Origin of the sequence: Bacillus cereus group sp. N12, assembly GCF_016483575.1 — a bacterium.
GTDB lineage: Bacteria > Bacillota > Bacilli > Bacillales > Bacillaceae_G > Bacillus_A > Bacillus_A toyonensis.
The window spans coordinates 1-19,434 of record NZ_JAEHBO010000048.1 but is presented as its reverse complement, the minus strand read 5'-3'; the positions used below and the strand labels follow the sequence as shown (position 1 = coordinate 19,434).

Genomic DNA, 19,434 nt, shown 5'->3' with positions numbered 1-19,434 from the left:
GGGGCTGTCTCTATATGAGTAACACAAATCAAAAAATTACTACATTTTTAATGTTTGAAGGAAAAGCTGAAGAAGCGATGAATTTTTACACATCCCTATTTGATCAATCAGAAATTGTAAGTATTTCTCGCTACGATGAAAATGGACCTGGTAAAGAGGGAACTGTAATTCATGCAACTTTTACGCTAAATGGCCAAGAGTTTATGTGTATTGATAGTTATGTAAATCATAATTTTACATTCACTCCAGCTATGTCTCTTTATGTAACTTGTGAGACAGAAGAAGAAATTGAAACGGTCTTTCATAAACTAGCGCAGGATGGAGCAATTCTTATGCCTTTAGGTGCCTATCCATTTAGTAAAAAGTTTGGTTGGTTAAATGATAAGTATGGTGTGTCTTGGCAGTTAACGCTTGCTGAATAAAAAAGAAGCATCGCTTATTTGTATAATGTGTTTAGTTAAGAGTTTGAAAAATTAAATAACTTTAAAAAGCGTTCCAACTGTCAACAGGTTTGGAACGCCTTTTTTGTTGGTATATCATTTTTGGGGAATTGTTAATTAATATCGTTTATTTTAAATGAATTGAATAGTTGTCTAATTTCATGTTTATTTAGAATTTTTTTATATTTACGGTCGATTATTTGTTAAGATAAATATATACAACTAAGTATTTACTATCTGGTAGGTTAATAAAAAAAGGAATGTATAAATAGTTAATAATCTTACAATTAAATTGCAACTAGGTAGTTAGGAGGAAAAATCGCAATGGATACTACACAACAAAACAGTAATGCATGGGATAAGAAGGTGGAAGAAGGTTCTAGATACACGCAGCCTGTAAGTAGCGAGGCTATTGAGAAAAGCAAATCAGGTGAATGGGAGATTACAGTCACTACGGAAAAATCAGTTCCTAGAGAGTGGTTTCCAAAGTCATTAGATGGATTAAAGATACTTTGCTTAGCATCAGGTGGCGGACAACAAGCACCAGTTCTAGCTGCTGCTGGAGCAGATGTAACAGTTACTGATATATCTAAGAAGCAATTGGAACAAGATGAAAAGGTAGCAAAACGGGATGGTTTGAATTTGAAAACAGTACAAGGAGATATGTCAGACCTTGGTGATTTTGAGGATGAATATTTTGATATTGTTATAAATCCTGTTTCTAATTTGTTTATAAAAAATGTTCATCTTGTATGGAATGAAGTTTCTAGGGTTTTAAAGAATAAAGGTATTCTTATTGCTGGATTTACAAATCCGTTACTATGGATTTTTGATGATAACCAAGAACAAAAAGGTATTCTTGATGTTAAACATTCAATTCCTTCATCAACATTGGATTATTTACCAGAGGATGAAGTTCAAGATTACATCGATTCAAATCAAACAATAGAATATGCGCATACTTTAGAAGACCAAATCCAAGGCCAAATTGAAGCTGGTTTTGTTATAACAGGTTTTTACGAGGATGGTTTTGGTGGAACAAGGATATTAGATAAGCATATTAAAACCTTTATTGCCACTAAAGCTATAAAGTTAAAGGTTGATTAAAAATTTTAGCTTGTTACACAGGGTGTTAGTCGAAGAAGGGGTTTATAAATAGTAAAAGTTCAATATATGTCAAAAAGGATGGCACTTACCATCCTTTTTGACATATATTTTGAGTGGCAAAACAAGTTTTACAACTTTTAGCTGAACCCGTTATGATTTATAGCGATGCTTTTTCTTTTTAAGAATTTTGGCTGCCGAATCTTTTTCCAAGTTTAGCTAATAATTCAGGCTGATCCCCTTGGCTCATTACAACTTCAATAAAGATAAGTCGATTCATATTAAAACTTATTTTATTTAAGACTTCTGCTAACTCTATTTCATCTTTTACTTTAAATGTGAGACTTTTTTCTTCTGATCCGAATACATTTGGCAGTTTATTATAATCCCACATTTGTATGTCATTATATGGTTGGTCTCGTCCATGAATCGCTCGTTCAACAGTATATCCGTTGTTATTAATTAAAAATATGATTGGTTTTAAATTATGACGTAACATAGTGGATAATTCTTGAACAGTTAACTGGAAAGAACCATCACCAATAATTAAAATGTTACGCCGTGTTACATTAGCGAGTTGTGTTCCTAATAGAGCGGGAAGTGTATATCCGATAGATCCCCATAACGGTTGTCCTACATATGCAGTGTTATTAGGTAGAGGGATAGCAGCACTACCAAAGAAAGGTGTTCCTTGCTCTACAATTAAGACGTCGTTTTCTTGTAAGAAATGGTACATTTGCTGCCAAAAACGTTTTTGTGTGACCATTTGTGCTTTTGGATTGAACTCTTCAGTAAAAGGTGATGATTCTAAAATAAATGGCTTAACGTCAAGAGTATCTTTATTACGATGCTCAATTGAATCACTTAAATGTTGTAAAACATCCTGCATTACAACTGGACCGTATTTTTTATCTATAATTTTCACAGTGTAGGGATGGATTTCTATAACTTGTTCTTTCGTAAAACCTTGTGTAAAGCCACCGGTAATAGTATCAGTTAATTTCACACCGATACTAATGATACAGTCAGATTCATCAACTCTTTTTCGCAAGTATGGAGGACTAACATCGCCAGTGTAAATTCCTATAAATTGAGGATGTTTTTCTCGGAATATGCCCTTTCCCATACTTAGTGATGCGATAGGGAAGCCAGTTTTTTCTACGAATTGATGTAAATCTTCTTCAGCATAAAAACGATTCACTTCAAAATCAGCTAATATAACCGGTTTTTTGGCGCTATTTATTTTTGAAATGGCATGTAGAAGCATTTTATCTAATGCGTCTTTATTACTTACTATGGGATGATTTAAGATTGGCTCCGTAGGTTTATTAATTGGTTTATTATATACATCGATCGGTAAATTAATATGAACTGGACGTTTTTCATTCCAATATGTACGTAATACACGATCAATTTCATCAGCGGCATGCTCAGGGGTTAAATTTGTTTGTGCTACCGTAATTTCTCGATACATATTGGAAAAGTGATCGAACTTTCCATCACCTAATGTATGATGAACGAGTTCTCCATTTTCCATTACAGTTGTTGTTGGTGTACCGGTGATTTTTATAACTGGTACGTTTTCGGCATATGAGCCGGCAATGCCGTTTATGGCGCTCAATTCCCCGACACCAAAAGTGGTAATAAGAGCAGCGACGCCTTTTATGCGAGCATATCCATCTGCTGCATATGACGCATTTAATTCATTACAGTTACCAATCCATTCTACATTTTCGTGTGCAATCACATCATCTAAAAAGGCAAGATTATAATCACCAGGAACACCAAATATATGCTCAATTCCTAATTCATGTAATCGATCTAATAAATATGTACTTACAGTGTATTGCGTTTTCAAGAGAATCATCTCCTAATTATTTTAGTTCGTGTAGTGAATGCTTCAATGGACTACAGAAGTTCAAGTGCGTTGATTAAAATATTCATTACTGGATTGTGGTATAATTTACATACAGGGGGAAAGTAGATGACACGACATAAAGAAGAACAGATGAATGAGGCATTGGCATTATTTTATTTTGCATATAAAACATTTACTGAAAAGCCAGATGAAATTATAAAAGAGTATGGTATACAACGAGTACATCACCGAATTTTATTTTTTGTCGCACGTTTTCCAGGGATAAGTGTAAATGAGTTACTATCGCTATTAGAAATAAGTAAACAAGCTCTTCACGGACCACTGCGTCAACTTGTTGAAAAAGGACTAATTGAAAGTAATGAAGCTACTCATGATCGTCGAGTAAAACAATTATCCTTAACAGAAGAAGGTACAGATTTAGAGAAAAAACTAAGTGATGTTCAAAGAAAGCAAATGGGTGCTATTTTTTCAAAATTTGGTGAATCATGTGAAGAGAATTGGCATCAAGTTATGAACGAAATGGCAAATAGCCGTTCAGGTCATGATGCATGGATATCGAAAAGAGAAATTCCAGTTGATCAAAAATAATGAGAAATAGGCCTTTCTTTATAGTTTGAAAAAGAAAGAATTTTATCCATGCATTTGGCAACTATGGGTAAATCATAGAGTGAATGGATAAAAAAATGCATTACTAGATACTTTATACGTGTACGCGATGGAACAATAAAATTCACATTTCCGAGAGGGGAATAATAATGATAAAACTTGTACTTATTCGTCACGGACAAAGTTTATGGAACCTTGAAAATCGCTTTACTGGATGGACGGATGTAGATCTATCAGAGAATGGATTAAGTGAAGCAAGAGAAGCAGGAGCAATATTAAAGGAAAACGGTTATACTTTCGATGTTGCTTACACATCGGTATTAAAACGAGCAATCCGGACTGTATGGATTGTTCTGCATGAAATGGATCTTACTTGGGTGCCTATACATAAATCATGGAAACTAAATGAAAGGCATTATGGAGCGCTACAAGGATTGAATAAAGAAGAAACTGCAAAAAAATACGGTGAAGAACAAGTTCATATTTGGAGAAGAAGTGTCAATGTAAGACCACCGGCTCTTACTGAAGAAGATCCTAGATATGAAGCGAACGATCCGAGATACAAAACGCTCAAAAAAGGTGAATTTCCATTGACGGAATGTTTAGAGGATACGGAGAAGAGAGTGCTGGAGTATTGGCATTCAGAAATTGCATCATCATTAAAAAGTGGTGAGAAAGTAATAATTTCATCACATGGTAATACAATTCGATCGCTAGTGAAATACTTAGACAACCTTTCAAATGATGGTGTGGTTTCATTAAATATTCCAACTAGCATTCCGCTCGTTTATGAATTAGACGAAAATTTACGTCCGATTCGCCATTATTACTTAAGTATGGATGGAGAAGTACCTGAAGGGGAAATTCCGAAACATATTTCTTTTTAACATGAAAATTTGAAATGCATGCTTGTCTGCATATACAATGTAGACTCATGATAAAAGACGTGGCCTCCTTCTAATGTATATGCGATGTAGCTAAATTTAGAAGCTTGTCCACGTCTTTTGTCATAAAGAGAACTACTTGCGCATGTAATGATATCGTGAGTAGTTTTTGAATGGAGGGTGATGTAATTGACGATCTCTAACATTCGAATTGGCTTATTTATTTTAGCAATCGTTTTTGTAGTTCTTGTTTTCTTTTATTGGAGAAATGAAGAGTTATATGAAGAGAAAAAGCAGCGAATTCGAAAAACTTGGTATGGATTATTCATAACATCAGTCACAGTTTATTTCATGATTAAAGGAATCGATTTAACCCTCTGGAAAAACTTATTAATGTTCACTGCGATGGTCATTTTTGTTGATATTTCATTTATTTTAACACCTAATATTTCCGAAATATGGGGAGCGAAATTTAGCGATATCGGTAAAACTGTTCAATCCATAAAGCGGTCATTAATCGCTTCAAAAGCAAGAGGAGAAATATATACGAACATTATCCAAAATATTAATCCAGCAGCATTTGGGACGATGGAATGGCATACGGAAGAGGAATATACAAAAAGCTTAAACGCATTTTTAGATTCATACGGGGAAAAAATTGGAGCGAAAATTGTTGTATTTGAAGCAGCGAATGAATTAAATACGGGCTTTCGTGGTATTCGTTCTCAATTTAGTATTACAATACCTATAGAGCATATAGAGCAATTGAATGAACAAAAAGCAGTGCAAGTAGAAAACGTGGGAATTATACCAGCAAAAATAATGAATGATGTTTTTATCGTGATTGATGGGAAGAAGAATAGCCTGCAGGATCGAGATTTTGAAAATGTATATAATTTAACAATACATCATAGTTATTTTAGTAAGTAGGACAGAATTGTTTTTCTGTCCTTTTCTTCTATACATAAATTCAAAACAAAATTCGACAAAGTTGAATAAAATGGGACAATCATTCCTACACTAGCACGTAGAGGTGATTGTAGTGATAAAAGATTATGACAATGATTTTTTCAAAGAAGAAAATGAAGATACAACAGATTTCTCTTTAATCAAAGGAGATACGTTGCAGCAAGTAGAAAAGTTAGAAGAAGAATTAAAAAGAAAATGATTCGTGTACACTCTGTCTTTATTTGCTATATAATATAAATAGAAGATTGTATCTTTTTGAAAAGGGGGAGAAGAGATGGCTGAAATAAATGTACAAAAGTATTCGTTTTTTAAAGAAAAAAAAGAAGAATCAAATACAGATTTCTCTCTTGTGAAAGGTGCATTAACGGAAAATATAAATCGGTTAGAAAAACTTATGAATAATAGCAGTTCAAAATATATACGAGTACAAAAAACAAAAGAAAATGCATAGAGCATTTTCTTTTGTTTTTTGTTCCGTTATTTACGGATTAGTTTCAAGTTAGTTAACATTTAATTTTTCTTTTACTTTTCCAGGTAAATCTACTTTTTCGATAGCGCCTTCACCTTTTATCTGTACGTAATATACACCCTTACCAATTCTATTTAGTGATGCTCTCTCACATCCAATAGTAATGCTTGAAAATAATAAACATAGTGTCATAACAGCAAAAAGCTTTTTCATATTATTTATCTCCTTCAATTTGTTTCTTTAAAAAGTATACAATTATTGTTAAATTAGAAAAATCGATATAGATTACAACATTCTAATAATGATGTAAGAGTATAAGGTATAGAGCGCAGAAGGATTAAATTGAACTGTTCATAATAAATTTTTAATATGTTTAAAGAAAGGTAAAATAATGAATCATGGTATAATGATAAAAGACTTACATACTATTTTTTCATTTTGAGAGGAGCTTGAAAAATGTATTCTACTTTAGAAAAATTAACAAAGCACCCTGTATTTTATCATTTTGCAGAAATTTCAAAGATTCCTAGAGGATCAGGTAATGAAAAGGAAATTAGTGATTATTTAGTGGGCTTTGCAAAAGAGCGTAACTTAGAAGTGATTCAAGATGAAGCATTAAATGTCATTATTAAAAAAGACGCAACTGCTGGCTATGAGAGTGTACCAGCTATTATCATTCAAGGTCACATGGATATGGTTTGTGAAAAAAATCAAGCAACAGTACATGATTTTGAAAAAGATCCAATTGAGTTACGAATTATTGGAGACATGCTATATGCGAATCAAACAACTTTAGGTGCTGATAACGGTATTGCTGTTGCATATGCATTAGCTTTATTAGATTCAAAAGATATTCCGCATCCAGCACTTGAAGTAGTAATCACTACTGAAGAAGAAACGACAATGGGCGGAGCTTTTGCTGTTGATGCAGACCACTTTGACGGAAAGATTTTTATAAATATTGATTCTGAAGAAGATCATAAATTACTTGTAAGTAGCGCAGGTGGTGCGAAAGCAGTTGAAACAATTCCAGTAATTTGGGATGAGGCACCAGTTGATATGGATACATACCGTCTATATGTTGGTGGACTTAAGGGCGGACATTCTGGTATGGAAATTGATAAACAACGTGGGAATGCGAACAAAGTACTAGGACGAGTTTTACGTGATTTATCAATAAATATTCAATTTGATATAAGTGAGGCTCATGGCGGATTAAAAACGAATGCAATTCCACGTGAAAGTATAGCTACAATTTTATTACGTCAAGAAGATGTAGAGAAAGTTGAAGAAAAGTTAAAATCATGGACACGAGTATTACAAGAAGAAATGCGTGCTGTTGATCCAGATGTTCATGTTACACTTACAAAATTAGATGAGAAAGTAGAAAAAGTATTTGCTAAAGAAACACAAAAACAGCTTATTTCATCATTATTCTTAATTCCAAATGGCATTCAAAGTATGAGCATGGATATTAAAGGACTTGTAGAAAGTTCAACAAATTTAGGAGTTATTGAAACGCTGCAAGATGAAATTAAATTGCGAAACGAAGTAAGAAGTTCTGTAAGTAGTTTAAAACGACATATTGCCGATGAAATTAAATATATTGCTGAATTAGTTGGAGCAACATTTGAATTAGAGTCAGAATATCCGGAGTGGCCATACAATCCAAACTCACAAATTCGTAATTTGTTTGAAAAAGTACATCAAGAAAAATACAATAAAAATGTTGAAATCTTTGCTGTACATGCAGGGATTGAATGCAGTGTATTCGTTCAAAAGATGCCTGAATTAGATGCAATTTCATTCGGGCCAGATATATTCAACGTTCACACTCCAGATGAGCATATTAGTATTTCTTCTGTTGTGAACAACTGGGGATTCTTCGTTGATGTAATGCAGGGAACGAAAGAATTAGCTAAGTAATAACGATAAAATGAAAAGTAGCCTATAAAAATTTATAGGCTACTTTTTTGTATTGGAATTTATCCCGATATTTGCCGGGCAGTAAGACCCCCACCTCAACATTCAGCGAGAGCAAAGAAGTTAGGTGGGGGTCGGGCTACCTGTAAAAGCCCGATTGGTTTAACTAATAATCAGTGGGGGATGAACAAAACCCCCACTGATTAAAGTTTCACTTTATGAGAAGTCTTTTTTCGTTAATATGTAATATTAAGCTTGAACAATTAATAAGGATGAATTGTTGATGTTTTTTAGTACTTATGAAGGGGTGAAGAAATGAAGGGAAGAAAGCAATGTATTGTTTGTATATTTTTATTGTTCTTCACAATTAGTTTCACTGGTGTTCACAAAGTAATAGCAGAAGAAGTTGAATTTTCAGGAACAACTGCTCCATTGAATGTAAATGTTAGAGAAGAAAAAAGTTTGAATGCAAATATTATAGATGTGATTCCCGGAAATACAAAAGTATCTTTTAGAGGATGGGAGTATGGTGAAGCGGTTAAAGATTATTGGACAGGAAATTTAGATAATCGTTGGTTTTATTATTTTAAAGATGGGAAAAAAGTATATGTAACGTCAGCTTATATTAATGGAAATCCTCCAAATACATCAACAGATCGTAAATTATCTGTTCCTAACATATTACAAGAAAGATCAAATTGGTGTTGGGCGGGCACTTCGGTTTCAGTTTTAAATTATTTTGGGAAAACTCCTTCACAAGACCAGTATGTTAGATATGTCAAAGGTGGATCATATAATAATCCTGCAACTTCACGTGAAATACAATATGGATTATCGGGATATGGTGTTAGCTCAGCTATAAGTTCTGGAGCAAAATCGTATGATTGGTTCAAAAATCAAATTAATAGTAATCAACCGATGATTGCACTTATTATGTGGCAAAATGGAGCTAACATCGGACACTTTCTAGTACTTGATGGATTCTATAAAGGTACAAATGGAACAGACTATATAACTTACATGGACCCTTGGTATGGTGATCATTATAATCATAATTTCAGTACGTTCCATAACAATAATAATTTTTGGTGGAATGAAACTGTTTATAATATCCGTGCAAACTAATAATATTAAAAGTGTGGGGGTTCATGAATGGGAAAACTACTTAAGCTTGTGATACCATGCATTTGTTTAATGACTGTTATTATTTTCGCTAGTAAAATTAGTTATGCATCAAAAAATAAAAGTGAACCAGTACAATCGATCGCATTAAAAGATTATCAATATAGTAAGAGTAGTTCTTCTGAAAATGTAAGTTTTGAAAAAATAACAACCTCTTCATTTTCGTTACCAATCTATGAAACAATTCCAGCACAGCAAATTTTAAATAGCTCTGAATTTAAGCATATACTATTACCAACAAATGAAAAGCTGTGGTTTATTATGAAGGGTGAGCAGCCAGAAGGACTAATAGTTGCGAATGATGCTGAACCGATTCGAATGGGTGGAGAAAATAGAAGTAAAGATTTATATGAGTTATATAAAGCAATAACAAATAATACAAATGAAACAAAAAATCTTAGTTATTTTGAATTTGAAGGGCAAGGAATATTGATAGTAAATCAAAATAATGACCAAGAAATATACCTTAGTAAGGGGGCTGCTGCTATATTAAAACTTCCCGCTGGTCAAAAAATAGTAAGCAGTGAAGTAATACAGAAAATGAAAGAGAGAATCGTAACTGCTTTTGAATAGTTAATTATAAACTGAATAAATAAATACGTATGTAATATAAAATTTCATGTACTGTATTAGTTTTAGAAATGAATACATTCATAAAAAATACAGTAGAAAGAATAGAAAAGATAATAAGTGAAAAAAGCGCGAGATGTTATAGGGGTCAATGGTGATTATAGTAGGAATTGTTGATTCTTATTTGTTATTTATATGAGGTTGAACATGGAACAGGCAAAAGGCAAAAGGATTGATGTTAGAGGTATAAACATAATAGTGCATATAAAAAGGTTAGAGAAGCTAATTCTCCAACCTTTTTATATGCATTCCAAAGTTTTTATAAATGGTGGAGTTACACATGCTCATCAAGTTAACATTTCATACCACCCCCGGAGTGGATGTTTTGCATTTTGTACAGAAAGATATTGTTCGATTTAAATCGTGCTTCATACGTAATAATTTAATTAAAAAAGCTTGACCTTAACACTATGTAAAGGTTTACAGTTGAACAGAAAAGGAGGTTAAGAAATGCAAAAAATAACGAAATTGTGTATGAGTGCTGTACTAACCACATCTATTATTAGTGGTTATGCTCAAATTAAGGGAATTGAGAAAGTCCAGGCGAAGGAAATTGAAAAACCGCAGAGAGAAGATAGGAAGAAAGTAGAGGCGCAAAAAATAGTAGGAAAGTATACAATGCCAGATGAAAAAAGCAAACATGAAGGAACATGGCTACAATGGCCTCATGAACTTACATACGGGTCAAAATATCAGCAAGAAGTAGAACCGATTTGGATTCAAATGACAGAATCTTTAAGCAAAGGCGAAAAAGTTCATATTGTTGCATATGATCAAGAAGAGAAAGAAAGAATTATTGAAGTTCTAACGGATCAAGGGGTAAATATGGAGAAAATTGATTTCTTTATCGCACCTACTGACGATGTATGGGCTAGAGATACTGGTCCAATTTTTGTTTACGATAATGACAAAAATGTAAAGATATTAGATCCAGGCTTTAACGGATGGGGAAAGAAAACGCCATATAAGAAAGATGCTCGTCTTCGTGAGAATCTTAGCAATCAGTTAGGCATTGAAAGAATAAATTGGAATAAATTTGTTCTTGAAGGTGGCGCATTTGAATTGGATGGTAATGGAACTGTTTTATTAACTAGAAGTGCTGTGACGAATAAAAATAGGAACGCTAAATTGTCAGAAAAGGATATTGAAAAATATTTTAGTGAACTTGGGGTAACAAATTTTATTTGGTTAGATGGAGCACCTAACTTAGATATTACTGATTTTCATATTGATGGATTTGCCAAATTCCACGATAAATCTACTATTATAACGTTAAAAGAAAAAGATTTGGCTGAATGGGGAGCGTCTGGCAAAGATATTAACAAGTTGCTGCAGGCAAAAGATGCTACAGGTAATAAGTACAAGTATGTATATCTACCGCTAAGTAAGAATAATGTTACATTAAAAAATGGGAAGAAGCTTGATTATAAAGGTTCCTATATTAATTATTATATAGCGAATGAAGTCATCTTAGTTCCAAACTATAATGATCCTAATGATAAAATAGCAAATGAGATGATTCAAAAACTTTATCCTGATCGTAAAGTGTTGGGGATAGATGTAAGAGAGCTGTATAAAAATGGTGGTATGATTCATTGTATTACTCAACAACAACCAATTAATTTAAAATAATATATTTATAATTCTTTGGGAAGTTGTCTATTTCTTATGAGAATCTGTTTATCCATAGGATAGGTAAAGACGCGATAGCATTTTTACCTATTTTATTGTATTTTTTTATGAGTTTAGTATAACTTTCCTATAAACTGAAGAAACCTACCCTTTTTGAAAAAATCTTAATCAAAATGGATAGGTTTTTTAAATGAAAAGCTATACTTGCTGTTGCGGAAGAAACATTGTTTAAAGGTATGTTTTCACCTTTTAAAAGTTTCTAGTAAAATCATTCTTACTAAAATATCTATAAGAATAAGATTTATATGTTTTTTTAACAATCCATACATGCCCATCAACTTCAGAATGCAGAATTACCATAAATAATAAAAGTTCAGCGGTTTTTCTGTTTATATTTGTAACTTAAACGAATTATACTTGGCCAATTATTGTGCAATCTTTTCAAATAAATGACTTTCTTTATTTGAAAATAAGGGTGCATCTATAAACCCAAAATGATAAACTAAAATACCTAATTCCACTCTAGAATGAATACGCCATTTTTCTTTAATATGATTAATTATCGTTGAAATTCTTCTAGGGCTAATATATATCTTTTTGGAAATTTCTGCATCTGTTAATCCTTTTGCTACATAAATAGCCACTTCTAACTCTCTTTCGGTTAACATTCTTTTCATAAAATAAGCTCCTTCGAAATTATTCATATAAAAATCAAAAGAAACTATTATTTGAAATAAAGCTGAAAAATCATATCCAATACTCTTTATTCCCTTTAATTGTAATAATTTCTCTCATTTTAATACAAGTTTGTAAAAGAAACTATAAATCAATATAATTAGTAATTGTAACTATATTAATTTTACATCACATTAAAAGTTGGAAAATATTCTTATACTCATAAATTGTTACATTTGAGGGGGAGAAATGGAATTCTATAATCTCGGTATTATTATTAAAGAACTTAGAAAGAAAAAAAATATATCACAATCTGAACTATGTCGGGGAATATGTTCACAAAGTCAGATTAGTAAGATAGAAAAAGGTATTATTTATCCATCTAGCATATTGTTGTATCAATTATCTGAAAGACTTGGTGTTGATCCGAATTATATATTTGCGCTAACTCAAAATAAAAAATTAAAATATGTAGAAAACGTAAAATATGTAATAAGAGATTGCATAAAACAAAAACAATATGAAGAACTTTATGAAATAGTGAAAAAAGAGAAAAACGAAAATAATTTCGAGTCAAAAGAAAATAAACAATTTCTACTATGGCATGAAGCAATTGCTATATTTATGGTGAACAAATCAACAAAAACTGCTTTAAATCTTTTAAATCATGCATTAAAACTAACTGTAACCAATGCTGATTTTTTATCAGAAAGAGAAATAGATATTATGCATACAATGGCAGTAATCTATGCGGAAAATGGAGAATATGAAAAAAGTATAGGCATATTAAAGAAATGTTTAAGTAATTTTAATAAGATAGAATTTCCTAGAAATAAAGAAATTAAATTAAGAATTATTTATAACTTAACAAAATGTTTACATCTTACATATGAACATGTAGAAGCAATAAAGTACAGTGATATAGGTATTAAATTAGCCATTAATATAAATAGTTTATACTTATTAGGGGAACTAAATTTCGAAAAAGGTTCAAATTTATTAGAACTTCAGCAATCTAGTGAAGATGGTTTTAACTATATTAATAAGGCATTATTTATTTTTGAACTAACAGAAAGAAAACAATATATAAAGATAATCAAGGATAAATATTTTAAAAACCAGAAATAAACAAGAGAAAGCTTTAATATGAGCTATTCCTTATTGGAATTTCCTGTTAAAATAAGTGCTGTAATACGAACTATTCCTTATTGCTGTTTATTGCTAAAATAAGTCCTGTAATAGTAGATAAAAATAAAGGGTGACATTTTATGAAATCAAGAGGGAGTACTCGTAAAGCAGATAGTATGGGGCGTATTGTTATTCCAATGGAAATAAGACGGAGTTTAGGAATTGTAGAAAAAGATGCGCTAGAAATGTTTGTGGAAGATGATCAGATTATTTTGCGGAAATATCAATCTTCACAAGCTTGTGCAATTACAGGTGATATTTCAGATAAGAATATTTCGTTAGCGAATGGGAAGATTATTATAAGTCCAGAGGGAACAGAACTGTTAATAAAGAAGTTACAGCAATATCTTTTAAAATAAAAGATAAGTAAGAACTTTAAAATAAAATATACTTGTAAAGAAGGTCCTCTATCATTCAGGGGACTTTTTTTATTGCAAAGACAGGCTGTTTAATTGTTATAAATAAAATAGAGGGGAATAGCTGGTCCAATGAAATGCGAATTATCCTAAAAGTAGTCTGACTATTTTTTATAAAAAATCCTAACTATTTATATTTTTTGGTTTCGTGTTATATTTTTACTGTTAGTATGAAGAAAATTCTGATTTCGATTTTCGGAAAGTTTTAGAAAATGAATTAGATTTTTAAATTAAATATGCTAATTCAAGGGGAATTCGTTGGAGAAATGTAACTAAGAGGAAATCTCGTATCATTCACGTTTAGTATCTGTAAATTGGTGGTTCTAATAGTTCTGACGAAAAGCAAAGGAGCAAAAAAGAAGTGGGTAGTTCATTTAACAGGAGATATGGTGTAGAAAAATAAAATAACGGAGGTTTTATAATGAATAAAGGAATACTGCAGATTACGGAAATTGAAGAAATTACTATTCCTAATGTATTAAAGGATAAAATCAAGAATCTGATAGACAATGAATTAAAAACTCATAATCCTTATACTTGTGATCAAGAAATAGCTGCAAGCTTTTCAAAAGAGTGGCTCATTTGTTTGATTGACTATTCAAAGAAAACTCCGAATTCAGATGTAAAAAAACTACTTCATATGATAAAAGAAGCGAATTGTGGTGGAAACGTACCGCCTATCCTTATTAAAAATATTCCGTGTGATCCTATGGAAACCCTATTACCTGGAGAAAATCGCAAAGGCTTTAATTATGGTGAAAACGAACACGATAGAATGAAAAAATATTTTTATGCTGAATGGGTCACATGGCTTTTTGCCACACTTTTTAATTATGATGCTTTGATTCATCCGTCCGAACATGCAGGGGAAAATAGATTTCATCTCATTTCCCCTTTAAACAATGATGAAGTTTTGCGAAATGTCGGTGCAAGCACTGGTGGCGGAAACTTTTATCAACATAACGATGCGACAGTGTATACAGATATGAAAGATCAATTACATATTGAAGAAAGATTGAAATCGTTCAATACGAATTTAGACATTGTATCGAATAGACTTAATAAATCCGTCGAACTAATAGTTTCGGAAATTACTTGCGGCAAATTTACGAGGGTTGATGCTCTTTTATTAAAAGGAGTGTTAAATTTAAAAACCAATACTCATATTGGAACACCAAAATTACTTCAAAAGCATCTTGAAGAAAATCACTTCAGTAAAGATGATATATTGGCGATAAGTAAAATGCCTATTGCTCATATCGCAGGAATGGCGGATGGTGAAATATCGGGATTCGTAGGGGAAATAAACCAAATTATATTTTTGGATGATAATGGTGATATTATTGCAACTTGTTTGAATGGAGCAGAAAATAGATTGATTTATGTGGGAGGAAGTGAAGAAGAAAAGTTAAAATTCGACATGTTTTTGGAACTGTTACGGACAATGCCTACTTATAAAGTCCCGCTTACATCTGAAGATTTATTGATTATGCCAAATTCATACTATGGTAAGCAAACAAATGTAACCCATGGTAGAGAAAGGTTATCGGAGGAAGAATATAAAATTCCGATTGGTGATAATAAGTATGGACGTAGAATTGTTTGCAGGCAATACGTTTCCAGCCGATTACGCGACCAGAAAGAGAGTTACTTTACAGATATCATAAACTAGTTTAAAGAGAGGAGGGAGAATGGGAAGGTTTGGGCTGTAATAGCTCAAACCTTCCCATTTCCTTTATATGGATTTTACTATTGAATTACTCATATTACTATTTTTAGTAGCTATTTTAGCAGGATGGATAGATACAATTGCTGGGGGCGGTGGTATGATAACTATCCCAGTAATGTTATTAGTAGGTATGTCTCCTTCTGTAGCGATAGCAACTAATAAACTACAAGGGAGTAGCGGAACCCTCATGGCAACTGTGATTTTTATTAAGAAGAAAGAAATTAATCTCAAAGAAATGCGTTTGTCCATCTTAATGACCTTTTTTGGATCTATTTTGGGTGGATGGCTTATTTTACAGATACGAGCAGAATATTTAATCATGATATTACCTTTCTTACTTATTATTATTGGTCTTTATTTTCTATTATCTCCAAATATAGCAAACGAAGATCGACCGAGAAAAATAAGTATGTTGTTATTTGCGTTAACAGTGGCTCCATTCCTTGGATTTTATGATGGTTTCTTCGGCCCAGGAACAGGTAGCTTAATTGCTTTAGCTTTCATTCTTTTATGTGGATATAGTGCTACAAGAGCAACTGCAAATGCTAAGATTTTGAATTTTACTAGTAATTTCGCTGCTTTGTTATATTTTATTATTTTTGGCCAAATTGATTGGACAATTGGGCTGATTATGATGCTTGGTCAAATTATAGGGTCATATATTGGGGCAAAGATGGTGCTTACAAAAGGGACGTCATTAATACGACCAATAGTGGTTATTGTTTGCTTTGTCATGGCAATTAAAATTTTTTTACAAAATATGAACTAAATGTAATCAATATATTATTTGTATCAAAGTCAGAGTGTTTTAATGTTCTTCTTGCAGTATTACGCTGTTTAAGATGTGTTCAAAATTAAACAATTTGACTAGTGTAATTTATTGCGTTATGCTTTTTTTAGTATAAAAGAAAGGCTTGAAGATAATGATTCGTCGTTTGAAAAAGTTTAAAAATGTAGCTGTCGTATTAAGCTTCTAAGTAAATTATTAAATCTACCATACTTAGAAGCGAGGAATGTAATTATGAAGCATCCATTATATAATCATTGGTCTGAAACGAAGTATTTAAAAGATATAGTAACAAATCCACTTATTGAAGTAGGAGAGTACTCCTATTATTCAGGATATTATGGCGATCAAAATTTTGAAGATGGTTGCGTTAGATATTTATGGGGCGATGCTAAGTCTCGAGTACTTTTCAATCCAATTGAACAGATGGGTTGGCAACTTGATAAACTCATTATTGGAAATTATGTTTGTATTGCAAGTGGAGTTGTCATTTTAATGGGTGGGAATCATAATCATCACCCTGAATGGATTACAGTTTATCCATTCATTGAGCAAATAGAACAATCATATGAACCGAAGGGTGATACAGTCATTAAAAGCGATGCCTGGATTGGTATGAATGCTATTATAATGCCTGGCGTTACTATTGGTGAAGGTGCAATTATTGCAGTTGGATCTGTCGTATGTAAAGATGTTCCACCTTATACAATAGTAGGTGGAAATCCTGCTAAGGAAATAAAGAAACGGTTCACTGATACAGAAATTAATATGCTAATGGAAATGCGTTGGTTTGATTGGGATAGAGAATTGATTGAGAAGGCAATTCCTCTTTTATCTAGTCCAGCCATTGAACCATTGTTTGCTTTTTATAAAAATGAAGTGAAAAATAAATAAATCAGCTAGAAAAACTACATTCAATATAGGATGTAGTTTTTTTCTTATTTAGTATGAGTCTAGCAAATAGCTGCATTGAATAAGTAAAAACCTTGACAGCTAATAAACGAATGCTAAGCTACCAGTGTGTCTCGATATTTAATCGGAACACACTGTTTTTTTGTAAACATGGAACAAATGTATTACTTACACTGTCTATTAAGTGTAATCCTAAAAAATATGAAAGTACGGATCATTTTGAAAAATACGAAGGTATTAAAAAGAGGGATGTGTGTGGGAATACGAAGTGTCATTGTCCTAAAAGGGTTTGATGAGATGGTCTATATGAAAGTTATCCTAACGTCTTATATGTATATAGAATTTGATAACACTGTCTATTTTTTGAGGATTATGTTAGAAGAACGTTTTTTGAGTACAAAGATATTGGAGGTAACAGAAGTGAAAGGTATGTTTTGCAAGAGATTTATTGCAATAGTAACAGTGATTACACTATTTTGTAGCATTGTTGTTACATTTGGAAGAGCAGCAGCGGAAACAGTTTCTGCTATAGACGTTGAAGCGGGATCAGCAATTTTAATAGAAGAAAATTCCGGGAAAATTTTATATGAAAAAAATGCAGATGAATCATTGGCAATTGCTAGTATGACAAAAATGATGAGTGAATACTTAGTTCATGAAGCGATGGATAAAGGAAAACTTAAATGGGATCAAAAAGTTAAAATCTCTGAATATGCACATAAGATTTCGCAAGATCGCTCATTATCAAACGTTCCATTAGAAAATGGTGGCTCTTATACGGTTAAAGAGTTATATGAGGCAATGGCAATTTACTCTGCAAACGGTGCAACAATTGCTTTAGTTGAAGAGATTGCTGGTAAAGAAGTCAATTTTGTAAAAATGATGAACGATAAGTCGAAAGAGTTTGGAATGAAACATTATAAATTTGTAAACGCTACAGGCTTAACAAACCAAGATTTAAAAGGATATCACCCAGAAGGGACAACTCTAGACGAGAAAAATAAAATGTCTGCAAGGGATTGTGCAATCTTAGCGCAACGTCTTATTCAAGATTTTCCTAAAATATTAGATACTGCAAAAATTCCTAAAAAAACATTCCAAGAGGGTGGTAAATATCCAATTGATATGGCGAATTTTAACTGGATGTTAAAAGGCTTAATTAAGCAATACGAAGGTGTAGATGGTTTGAAAACGGGAACTACTCCAGAAGCGGGAGATTGTTTCACTGGTACAGTAGAAAGAAACGGTATGCGCCTAATCTCTGTAGTGATAAAAGCAAACTCTCATACGGCACGTTTTGATGAAACAAAGAAATTATACGATTATGGATTTGCGAATTTTGAAGTGAAGAAAGTCTATGGGAAAGATGCAGTAGTAAAAGGGCATGAAACAGTGCGAGTAGCAAATGCAAAAGACAAAGATGTAGTTGTTCAAACGAAGCAAGCTGTTTCACTTCCAATGCCAAAAGGCAACAAAGACATTTATAAAAAAGAATTTAAAGTACCGAATACGGAACAAGAAGCGCCTATTAAAAAAGGTGTAACAATTAGTAAAATGATTATCTCGCCTAAAGATAATACAGATCCTGGGTTCTTATCAGGTAATTCATTACAAATAGACCTTGTAACAAAATCTGATGTTGAACAAGCAAATTGGTTTACACGTTTTATGCGCCAAATCGGATCTTTCTTTAGCGGTATGTGGGATAGTGTGGTTGGTATAGTAAAAAGCTAACTTTATAGGATAAAACTACATATTAATCTGAAACAAAAAGTTTCAAAGTATTATAGATTTTTATGTGGATAGCTTGGAATGGAAGATTGCATTAATTCTCAAATTGGGTTCTTCGAAACTTTTCGTATTGCTACCAAGGTAAATTAAATTTGTATCTATATAACCAAAAAACGCTATTCTTTTTGTAGAAAAATACAGTGGTCTGGCCCCATTTGGTGAGACAAAGAAAAAACACCTAGATAACATGTTTCCTATAAGCTATAGGTGACATATTA

At 32.2% G+C, this 19,434-nt stretch carries 19 protein-coding genes and 1 pseudogene; 17 read left to right on the top strand and 3 right to left on the bottom strand.

Going from position 1 to position 19,434, the window contains the following annotated elements; translation table 11 throughout:
- Positions 1 to 14: 14 nt before the first annotated feature.
- Both JDS92_RS19685 and JDS92_RS19680 read left to right on the top strand, forming a co-directional pair.
- On the top strand, positions 15 to 422 hold the full coding sequence (locus tag JDS92_RS19685; RefSeq protein ID WP_000072494.1) for a VOC family protein: 408 nt from the start codon (positions 15 to 17) through the stop codon (positions 420 to 422).
- A 342-nt stretch (positions 423 to 764) separates the two neighbouring features.
- Positions 765 to 1,547, top strand: a complete 783-nt coding sequence (locus JDS92_RS19680) for a class I SAM-dependent methyltransferase (protein ID WP_199632406.1) — start codon at positions 765 to 767, stop codon at positions 1,545 to 1,547.
- 178 nt (positions 1,548 to 1,725) lie between these two features.
- On the opposite strand, the gene JDS92_RS19675 is transcribed toward JDS92_RS19680, so the two are convergent.
- Positions 1,726 to 3,402, bottom strand: coding sequence for an alpha-keto acid decarboxylase family protein (locus JDS92_RS19675; RefSeq protein WP_199632405.1), 1,677 nt, complete (start codon positions 3,400 to 3,402; stop codon positions 1,726 to 1,728).
- 126 nt (positions 3,403 to 3,528) lie between these two features.
- On the opposite strand from JDS92_RS19675, the gene JDS92_RS19670 reads away from it, so the two are divergent.
- From JDS92_RS19670 to spoIISB, 5 genes are all read left to right on the top strand, one after another.
- On the top strand, positions 3,529 to 4,011 hold the full coding sequence (locus JDS92_RS19670; RefSeq protein WP_199632404.1) for a MarR family winged helix-turn-helix transcriptional regulator: 483 nt from the start codon (positions 3,529 to 3,531) through the stop codon (positions 4,009 to 4,011).
- A gap of 167 nt (positions 4,012 to 4,178) precedes the next feature.
- Complete coding sequence (gene gpmA / locus JDS92_RS19665; RefSeq protein WP_097954107.1) at positions 4,179 to 4,916, top strand: 2,3-diphosphoglycerate-dependent phosphoglycerate mutase; 738 nt, start codon at positions 4,179 to 4,181, stop codon at positions 4,914 to 4,916.
- A 186-nt stretch (positions 4,917 to 5,102) separates the two neighbouring features.
- The gene (locus JDS92_RS19660) at positions 5,103 to 5,843 is read left to right on the top strand and encodes a type II toxin-antitoxin system SpoIISA family toxin (protein ID WP_000155915.1); all 741 of its coding nucleotides are present in this window, start codon (positions 5,103 to 5,105) and stop codon (positions 5,841 to 5,843) included.
- A gap of 112 nt (positions 5,844 to 5,955) precedes the next feature.
- On the top strand, positions 5,956 to 6,081 hold the full coding sequence (locus JDS92_RS19655; protein ID WP_000588713.1) for a hypothetical protein: 126 nt from the start codon (positions 5,956 to 5,958) through the stop codon (positions 6,079 to 6,081).
- Between the two features lie 75 nt (positions 6,082 to 6,156).
- Positions 6,157 to 6,333: a stage II sporulation protein SB gene (spoIISB, locus tag JDS92_RS19650; protein WP_199632403.1), complete on the top strand. Its 177-nt coding sequence runs from the start codon at positions 6,157 to 6,159 to the stop codon at positions 6,331 to 6,333.
- Between the two features lie 87 nt (positions 6,334 to 6,420).
- Here spoIISB and JDS92_RS19645 read toward each other — a convergent pair.
- Positions 6,421 to 6,564: pseudogene (locus tag JDS92_RS19645) on the bottom strand (YxeA family protein); the annotation flags it as partial.
- A gap of 243 nt (positions 6,565 to 6,807) precedes the next feature.
- Here JDS92_RS19645 and pepD point away from each other — a divergent pair.
- The 4 genes from pepD (at position 6,808) to JDS92_RS19625 (ending at position 11,718) form a co-directional block, all read left to right on the top strand.
- Positions 6,808 to 8,277, top strand: a complete 1,470-nt coding sequence (pepD, locus tag JDS92_RS19640; RefSeq protein WP_000287513.1) for a beta-Ala-His dipeptidase — start codon at positions 6,808 to 6,810, stop codon at positions 8,275 to 8,277.
- 312 nt (positions 8,278 to 8,589) lie between these two features.
- On the top strand, positions 8,590 to 9,399 hold the full coding sequence (locus tag JDS92_RS19635) for a papain-like cysteine protease family protein (RefSeq protein WP_199632401.1): 810 nt from the start codon (positions 8,590 to 8,592) through the stop codon (positions 9,397 to 9,399).
- Between the two features lie 27 nt (positions 9,400 to 9,426).
- Entirely contained in the window at positions 9,427 to 10,029 is a 603-nt protein-coding gene (locus JDS92_RS19630) for a hypothetical protein (RefSeq protein WP_000517264.1), read from the top strand.
- Positions 10,030 to 10,536: 507 nt separating this feature from the next.
- Complete coding sequence (locus tag JDS92_RS19625; RefSeq protein ID WP_199632400.1) at positions 10,537 to 11,718, top strand: agmatine deiminase family protein; 1,182 nt, start codon at positions 10,537 to 10,539, stop codon at positions 11,716 to 11,718.
- A gap of 425 nt (positions 11,719 to 12,143) precedes the next feature.
- Here the strand turns inward: JDS92_RS19625 and JDS92_RS19620 are convergent, their stop codons facing one another.
- On the bottom strand, positions 12,144 to 12,395 hold the full coding sequence (locus JDS92_RS19620) for a response regulator transcription factor (protein WP_000827556.1): 252 nt from the start codon (positions 12,393 to 12,395) through the stop codon (positions 12,144 to 12,146).
- A 247-nt stretch (positions 12,396 to 12,642) separates the two neighbouring features.
- Here JDS92_RS19620 and JDS92_RS19615 point away from each other — a divergent pair, with 247 nt between their 5' ends.
- From JDS92_RS19615 to JDS92_RS19590, 6 genes are all read left to right on the top strand, one after another.
- Positions 12,643 to 13,521 (top strand): helix-turn-helix domain-containing protein, encoded by an 879-nt coding sequence (locus tag JDS92_RS19615; RefSeq protein WP_097959725.1) that lies wholly within the window; start codon positions 12,643 to 12,645, stop codon positions 13,519 to 13,521.
- A 140-nt stretch (positions 13,522 to 13,661) separates the two neighbouring features.
- Complete coding sequence (locus JDS92_RS19610) at positions 13,662 to 13,940, top strand: AbrB/MazE/SpoVT family DNA-binding domain-containing protein (RefSeq protein ID WP_000842218.1); 279 nt, start codon at positions 13,662 to 13,664, stop codon at positions 13,938 to 13,940.
- Between the two features lie 478 nt (positions 13,941 to 14,418).
- Positions 14,419 to 15,669, top strand: coding sequence for a hypothetical protein (locus JDS92_RS19605; RefSeq protein ID WP_199632399.1), 1,251 nt, complete (start codon positions 14,419 to 14,421; stop codon positions 15,667 to 15,669).
- Positions 15,670 to 15,736: 67 nt separating this feature from the next.
- Positions 15,737 to 16,495: a TSUP family transporter gene (locus JDS92_RS19600; RefSeq protein WP_000347979.1), complete on the top strand. Its 759-nt coding sequence runs from the start codon at positions 15,737 to 15,739 to the stop codon at positions 16,493 to 16,495.
- A 252-nt stretch (positions 16,496 to 16,747) separates the two neighbouring features.
- Positions 16,748 to 17,407 (top strand): CatB-related O-acetyltransferase, encoded by a 660-nt coding sequence (locus tag JDS92_RS19595; protein ID WP_199632398.1) that lies wholly within the window; start codon positions 16,748 to 16,750, stop codon positions 17,405 to 17,407.
- Between the two features lie 438 nt (positions 17,408 to 17,845).
- Positions 17,846 to 19,159 carry a D-alanyl-D-alanine carboxypeptidase family protein gene (locus tag JDS92_RS19590; protein WP_307838337.1) on the top strand — a complete coding sequence of 438 codons (1,314 nt, stop codon included), beginning with the start codon at positions 17,846 to 17,848 and terminating at the stop codon, positions 19,157 to 19,159.
- Positions 19,160 to 19,434: the final 275 nt, after the last annotated feature.